The organism is Parabacteroides sp. ZJ-118, from assembly GCF_011038785.1.
Lineage (GTDB): Bacteria > Bacteroidota > Bacteroidia > Bacteroidales > Tannerellaceae > Parabacteroides.
Genome location: NZ_JAAKDT010000003.1, coordinates 133,162 through 140,188, shown reverse-complemented (window position 1 = coordinate 140,188; position 7,027 = coordinate 133,162). Strand labels below are relative to the sequence as shown.

General features: G+C 44.1%; 5 protein-coding genes. 2 read left to right on the top strand and 3 right to left on the bottom strand.

The window, feature by feature from the left end; translation table 11 throughout:
- Window positions 1-372 precede the first annotated feature (372 nt).
- From G7Y39_RS02335 to G7Y39_RS02325, 3 genes are all read right to left on the bottom strand, one after another.
- A complete protein-coding gene (locus G7Y39_RS02335) occupies window positions 373-2,115 on the bottom strand; it encodes a T9SS type A sorting domain-containing protein (protein ID WP_165154692.1) in 1,743 nt (580 codons plus the stop codon).
- Window positions 2,116-2,127: 12 nt separating this feature from the next.
- Window positions 2,128-2,484: a hypothetical protein gene (locus G7Y39_RS02330; protein ID WP_165154691.1), complete on the bottom strand. Its 357-nt coding sequence runs from the start codon at window positions 2,482-2,484 to the stop codon at window positions 2,128-2,130.
- 199 nt (window positions 2,485-2,683) lie between these two features.
- Window positions 2,684-3,040, bottom strand: coding sequence for a hypothetical protein (locus tag G7Y39_RS02325; protein WP_165154690.1), 357 nt, complete (start codon window positions 3,038-3,040; stop codon window positions 2,684-2,686).
- 428 nt (window positions 3,041-3,468) lie between these two features.
- Between G7Y39_RS02325 and G7Y39_RS02320 the strand changes: the two genes are divergently transcribed.
- On the top strand, window positions 3,469-5,040 hold the full coding sequence (locus G7Y39_RS02320) for an ATP-binding protein (protein WP_165154689.1): 1,572 nt from the start codon (window positions 3,469-3,471) through the stop codon (window positions 5,038-5,040).
- Between the two features lie 245 nt (window positions 5,041-5,285).
- Entirely contained in the window at window positions 5,286-7,025 is a 1,740-nt protein-coding gene (locus G7Y39_RS02315) for a DUF6057 family protein (protein ID WP_165154688.1), read from the top strand.
- Window positions 7,026-7,027: the final 2 nt, after the last annotated feature.

Sequence of the window (7,027 nt, the reverse complement as noted above, 5' to 3'; positions counted from 1 at the left end):
GAATACTTCTTGCGCCAGTAGTGATAGGTTGAATAACTTACACCTACTTGCTGTAGGCACGACTTCAATGGCAGGCCACTTTGTTGCACCTGCAATTCTAATTCTTCAAATTCTAATCTATTCATAATAATTGAGGTTGGATTGTATATGCTACTGCAAAGCAACAACCAAACCTCAAGCTGTACAATGTGTATTTGTTCGAATGCTTACCTATCTGTGATTGCTAAAGCACAAATGCGCCACCGATATGGCAACAAAAATAGCGATAAAAAACCGAATGGCCCTTTATCGCTACTCCTTATTCTAATTAGGATAATAATGTTATTGTTAAACGATTAATTATTTAAACATTGTAAATCATAAAGCTTTATCTTAATGTTTCACAACGACATTCAAAGTCTGGGCACTTTCATTCGCAGTCTTTACATGCAAAATATAAATACCGTTTGATAAAGAAGAAACGTTGATATTCAAGTTAATACTACCATTCCCTTTTACCATATTTTGATAAACGCAAGTTCCAGTATTACTATACAAACCTACACTATACGTTGGATTCATATTCAAAACAGGCTTCTGCACTGTTAAATCCACAGCAAGTTCTCCGCCCGGAGAAGATTGCATCTCCGTATTCGGTACAATCTGCACCTGTAATGTGGAACTTGCCGGATTCTGCAAAACAGAAAGGCTATAAGTGCTTGATGCATAAAGCCACCCCACTATTGCCCATTCACCCCAACCGTAACTATTGTGAGCACGGGCAGAAAGATAACAAGAACGAGGAGTGCTCGAACGATATACTTTTACACTGGATTTACTTGCGTTTTGAGCAACAACAGACCAATCACTCGGATAATCACTCTTCCATTCATATTGATCGACGTTGTAACGAGAATCACAAGAGACAGCGGCTGTAAATGATTGATCATTGTCTTTTCTGAAAGTTTCAACAGATGGCTTAGGTGGTACCGTATTATACGTAGGATCTGGATAAGTATAATATCTTAATCCCGAAGAATTATAGGGACAGTCGTTTATCGAATGCTCAAAAAGCGGAGCACGTCCCCATTTAGATATCAAATATCCGCTTCGAGAAGATGTTACAGCAGAGTGATCATCGTTTGGAAAAGACACTTTACAGTCTTTACCAGACGTATTGGTGGTTTGCACGAAGCTACCATCATTCCAAAACGCATCATCTCCCGGACTACTAATCCAAACATAACTATGCCCTTCAGAACAATACCAAGCATAGGCATGGCAATTGTAAGCGTAAGTTGCTTCCCCTTTGAATACGATTCGGTTATTGTAATAACTCAACCATTCATTCTTTAATTTATTCTTTTCTGAGCTACTTAACTCTCCTCCTGTTAATTGTAGCGCAGAAACCGCAGTGCCTTTTGGAGTATAAATAGTAGTATTGCTATATACCGCATCAATTGTAATTTCAAACGGTTGTATAGAACCATTCACAATTAGCTGATCAATAGGATCTCTGACCAATGCTTGGTTCGATTTTACAGTGGGATGCCCCAAGATCTTATTCATAAGAATCAAAGAAGATTGATAATCCGACGTAGAATATTCTACAGGATCTTCCATTTTCTGATACAATCTATTACGGGCTTCTCCCAACAAGTCCATACGATCCGTTTCACTCATTTTGTTGATAATCGCATCTTGAGCTAATAACAATTCAAAATAAGACCTCTTGAGAGACCAAGAAGTTTGATTGATCGCTTTGCTTTTAGGAGCCATCCCAGCTGCATCCATTTGCTTGTAAACAGATAACAACTCCGCTGGTGCATCTGCTCGATTCATCAATTCTTGTAACCCGTTGAAATTACGGATATTGATATCCAACCCATCTTGTGGGTTATTAAAAGCCGTGAAATAAATCCAAGCAGGATAGTTCATACAAGTGACAATCAAGTCTTGAGTGCTCATACTCTTTAACTGATCTTCCGGAATCTGCATAGCAGAAAAACGGTCCTCTTCAGTAACCAAATTACCCCATGCTTCCGTACCCGGTCTTACAGGGAAATTATAAACTTGTGCTTGTGACAAAACTGAAAGAACACAAGCGATAGCGATAAACAAAAAACTTTTCTTCATGGCATCATTATTTTACTGTGGCTTGTAAACCGCATGCCTATCCGTATCTTCTAAAGACAATATAAATTTATTAAGATCCTTCTCAAACGGATACGTTTTCAGATCATTCGTATTACTACTGTGAATAGGAAACAAACTAACAGAGTCCGCATTTACATGATACGCATATGGAACAATATAAGATGGATCAAAATTCTCATAAATAAGAGTACCACTATCCTTCCATGATTTAGAATCGAAGAAATAGAGTTTCCCCTTAGGACCTACGCCAACTCCATCGTTACCGACTACGCCAACGTCATTGCTGCAACCGACAACCCAAAAGATCATCATAAGAGCTACTAACTTAAATAAAAATTTCCGTCTCATAGGCTTTAACTTTTAAAACTACACAACGTACTAAATTAACACAAAATAAATTTCAATAGCTTAAACATCTTTGCAAGATGATATACTAATGTGTGCGTGAAGCACAAACTTATCTTATATGTTTCGCGAATTTCGCAACAATTAAATACTAAAAAGGTTAATCGAATAATAAAAAACACTTTTTCATGGCGACATTATTTTACTGTGGCTTGTAAACCGCATGCCTATCCGTATCTTCTAAAGACAATATAAATTTATTAAGATCCTTCTCAAACGGATACGTTTTCAGATCATTCAGATTACTACTGTGACTAGGGCACAAACTAACAGAGTCCGCATTTACACGATACAAATATATAACAATATAAGATGGATCAAAATTCTCATAAATGAGAACACCTCTGTCCTCCCATGATTTAGAACCGGAGAAATGGAGTTTCCCCTTAGGACCTACGCCAACTCCATCGTTACCGACTACGCCAACGTCATTGCTGCAACCGACAACCCAAAAGATCATCATAAGAGCTACTAACTTAAATAAAAATTTCCGTCTCATAGGCTTTAACTTTTAAAATTACACAATGTACTTAATTAACACAAAATAAATTTCAATAGCTTAAACATCTCTGCAAGATGATATACTAATGTGTGCGTGAAGTTACAAACTTATCTCATATGTTTCGCGAATTTCGCAACAATTAAATAATAAAAAAGGTTAATCGAATAATAAAAAACACTTTTTCATGGCGACATTATTTTACTGTGGCTTGTAAACCGCATGCTTATCCGTATCTTCTAAAAGCAATATTAGCTTATACTACTGGTGCAATAAAATCGCGTTAGTTTAGAAATCATCAAATAAAGTCGACATACGCCTTGTCCATGACATAAAAAGCATAGTCATGATTTATCGCGTGTGAATAATTTTGTTTATCGGGAAGATCCATTATCTTTGTGGGAACGAACCGATAAAAGGAAGAGATCATGGAAGGACTAGATAGGCGATTATACCCGATAGGGATCCAGACATTCTCGGAAATCCGGGAGGGTGATTATGTGTATGCTGATAAGACGGATTTGGTCTATCGGTTGACGCATTCGGACTCGAAATATATCTTCTTGAGCCGTCCCCGCCGTTTCGGCAAGTCCTTGCTGACCTCCACACTCCGTAGCTACTTCGAGGGCCGTAAGGAGCTGTTCGAGGGATTGGCCATCGAGAAATTAGAGAAGGAGTGGACGAGCCATCCGGTGCTTCATTTCGACATGAGCCTTGGCAAGCACCTGGACAAAGAGGGGCTGAATCGCTATCTCTTGTTCCAATTGGCGGATATGGAGAGGAGGTATGGCTTGAATATGGATTCGGAAGACGCGAATTTACGCTTGACGAATTTAATTAGATGCGCTTACGAGCAGACGGGACAGAAAGTAGTGGTCTTGATCGATGAGTACGACGCTCCGCTCTTGGACGTGGTGCATGAGGAGAGAGAGTTGCCGAAGCTTCGTAACGTGATGCGTAACTTTTACAGCCCGTTGAAGGCGTGCGATCCCTATTTGCGTTTCGTCTTCCTGACCGGCATCACGAAATTCTCCCAATTGAGCATCTTCAGCGAGTTGAACAACATCAAGAATATCAGCATGCTCCCGGAATATGCCACGCTCTGCGGCATCACGGAGGAGGAGATGCGGGAGCAGATGGGTGAGGGGATCGACCGGTTGGCTGTCAACCTCGGTATTACCCCGGAAGAGGCTTTGAACTCATTGAGACAGAATTACGACGGTTATCATTTCGCCTGGCCATCGCCTGATATCTATAATCCGTTCAGCTTGCTGAACGCGCTGACTGACAGCCGGATCGACTCCTACTGGTTCGGTAGCGGGACTCCTACTTACCTGATCGAGATGCTACGTAAGTTCCATGTGATCCCGCAGGAGATCGGGAATCGGGAATGTGTGGCGGCCGACTTTGACGCGCCAACGGAACGGATGACAAGCATCACGCCGTTGCTGTACCAAAGTGGCTATATCACGATCAAGGGCTATTCCCGTTTCTCCGACCTGTATCAGTTGGACATTCCGAACAGGGAGGTGCGGGTCGGCTTGATGCGCAGCTTGTTACCCAACTACGTGCAACGTCCCGCCGAGCTAAACACACTGGTAGCCAAGATGGCGGAGAAGATCTACAACGGTGACATGGAGGGCGCGTTGCGTTTGATGCGCACGGTTCTTTCCACGATCCCCTATTGCGAGAACACGCATTACGAGGGGCATTACCAGCAGCTGCTTTATGTGATTTTCACGCTGCTCGGTAATTATGTGGATGTGGAGGTCCGTACACCAAAGGGCCGTGTGGACATGGTGCTCCGCACACCTTCCACGCTTTACGTGATCGAGTTGAAGCTGGACCAAGGCGCCGAGGCTGCCATGGAGCAGATCGATCTGAGGGAATATCCCGAACGCTTCGCCCTCTGCGGCCTTCCGGTGGTGAAGGTAGGCATCAATTTCAGTACAGAGAAGCGTACGATCGAAGGGTGGAAGATACTTTACCAACGCACCTAAGATACTTGGGGGATGGACCTAAGATACTTTACCAACGCACCTAAGATACTTGGGGGATGGGCCTAAGATACTTTTTATACGAAACCAAAGCCTAATCGCATGACGGATAGCGTTTCCTCCAATACCAATATTTTAATAACAGTGGCCGGATTTTTATCGCACCACTACTAGCACGGGCATATAAATCGAGATTTATATCTATCTTTGCTACCGGTTAAACCATAAAAAGAACGTGTCTTCCAGCCATGAGATATAAAGCAATACACTTCGGTTTGATACTGTTTGCCATAGTAGGGGGGTTCTTGCAAATAACCAGCAAGTTTCATTTCTTCTATATCGAGCAGCTTCAACTATTCCAATTCTCCGCAGACTATCTCGCGGATAAAATCAGTGATCCGGGAGGTCTATCCTCGGCCATCGGGGAGTTCTTGACACAATTCTTTATCACCCCTTATCTCGGTCCCTTTATCGTTGCCGCGCTGCTTGCCGGCATAGGGCTTGCCATGAGGGCTGTTGTAAGACAAATCTCTCCGGAGAAGGAGTTGTATCTGATTTACTCGCTCCCCGTCTTGTCCTTGTTGTTGGCTCAATACGACTTTAATTACTTGCTACAAGGAACCGTGGCCTTTTTCATTTGCCTACTTTGCCTGAATGGGTGGGCGCGGATCCATGACTCCCGATCCCGATTATTTACGGCCCTATTGATCACACCACTGCTTTTCTGGGCAGGGGGGCCTATAGCCGGATTATTCGCGCTCTGCGTATTCATCAAGGAATTATTCGGTCCATTCAAACAGGGAATTGTCTTCTCGGTGATCCCCATCGAGTTTATACTCCTGGCAACCGGCAGCGTATGGGCGACGGTCGTCACCGATTATCGTCTCGCGTTCCTGCCGGATGCCTATTACCATCCGATCTTACGGGCTCCGAATGTCATCTACTTTTCCTGGGTCAGCTTGCCGCTTTCGCTGATCCTCGCGTTCACCTGGCCTAAAGGTACCTCGAAAAAGAGGGATCGGCTGGAGTTCCTCGTACAACTTATCCTGATTCTCGCCCTTTGCAGGTTCGGGATACCAAGGTATAATGACCAAAACTCGTATCGACTGAAGGAACTGGATTATTATGCCCGTACCGGACAATGGGACGAGATCATCCGACACTGCCGCGGACCGATCAAAAACTACTTATATTTGACCTACTTGAACAGGGCTCTCGCGGAAAAAGGAGAGTTGGCGGACCGGATGTTCGCGTTTGACCAACACAGCCCTCAGGGGTTGCTCGCCGCTTGGAACAAGACCTTTACGGTCTCCACCCTGTTAAGCGACGCCTATTTTACGCTGGGAGAGATCGCGTTATCCCAGAAGATGGCTTTTGAAGGGTATGTTACCGTAATCGGCGCCGGTAACCCCCGGAACCTGCAACGACTTGTGCAAACAAACTTGATTTACGGGGCCTATCCTATCGCCGAGAAATATATCCGCGTCTTGGAAAGGACGTATGCTTATCGTGATTGGGCAAAACGACATCGCGTGTTCCTGTATAACGATAAAGCGATTGAAGACGATCCGATATTGGGGCCTAAACGGAAAGCGCTCCCGGAGGAGAGCAACCTGTCCGGTATCGACGGGCTGGAGCATGATCTGCTTGTCCGCGCGGAGCAGGACCCGGGGAATCGGCTCCCGATCCAATTCACCGGGGCGATCTATCTGCTCTCTAAAGACATGAAGTCTTTCCGGACATTGATCGAGCGCTATTATGGAACACCGGTACTCCCCGCGCTTCCCCTGAGCTTCCAAGAAGCCGTTATCCTACTGGCGGAAAAGGACGTGAACTACTGGAAGCGTTTTGACGTGTCCGAGAATGTGATCCGTAAGTTCGCCGGCTATCGGAACTTGGTCGTGCAGAACCGGAATAACCCGCGGCTGCCCCAGCTGATAAAAAGCGCTTTCGGAGATACCTATTGGTCTTATTACCTGCTTAAATGATT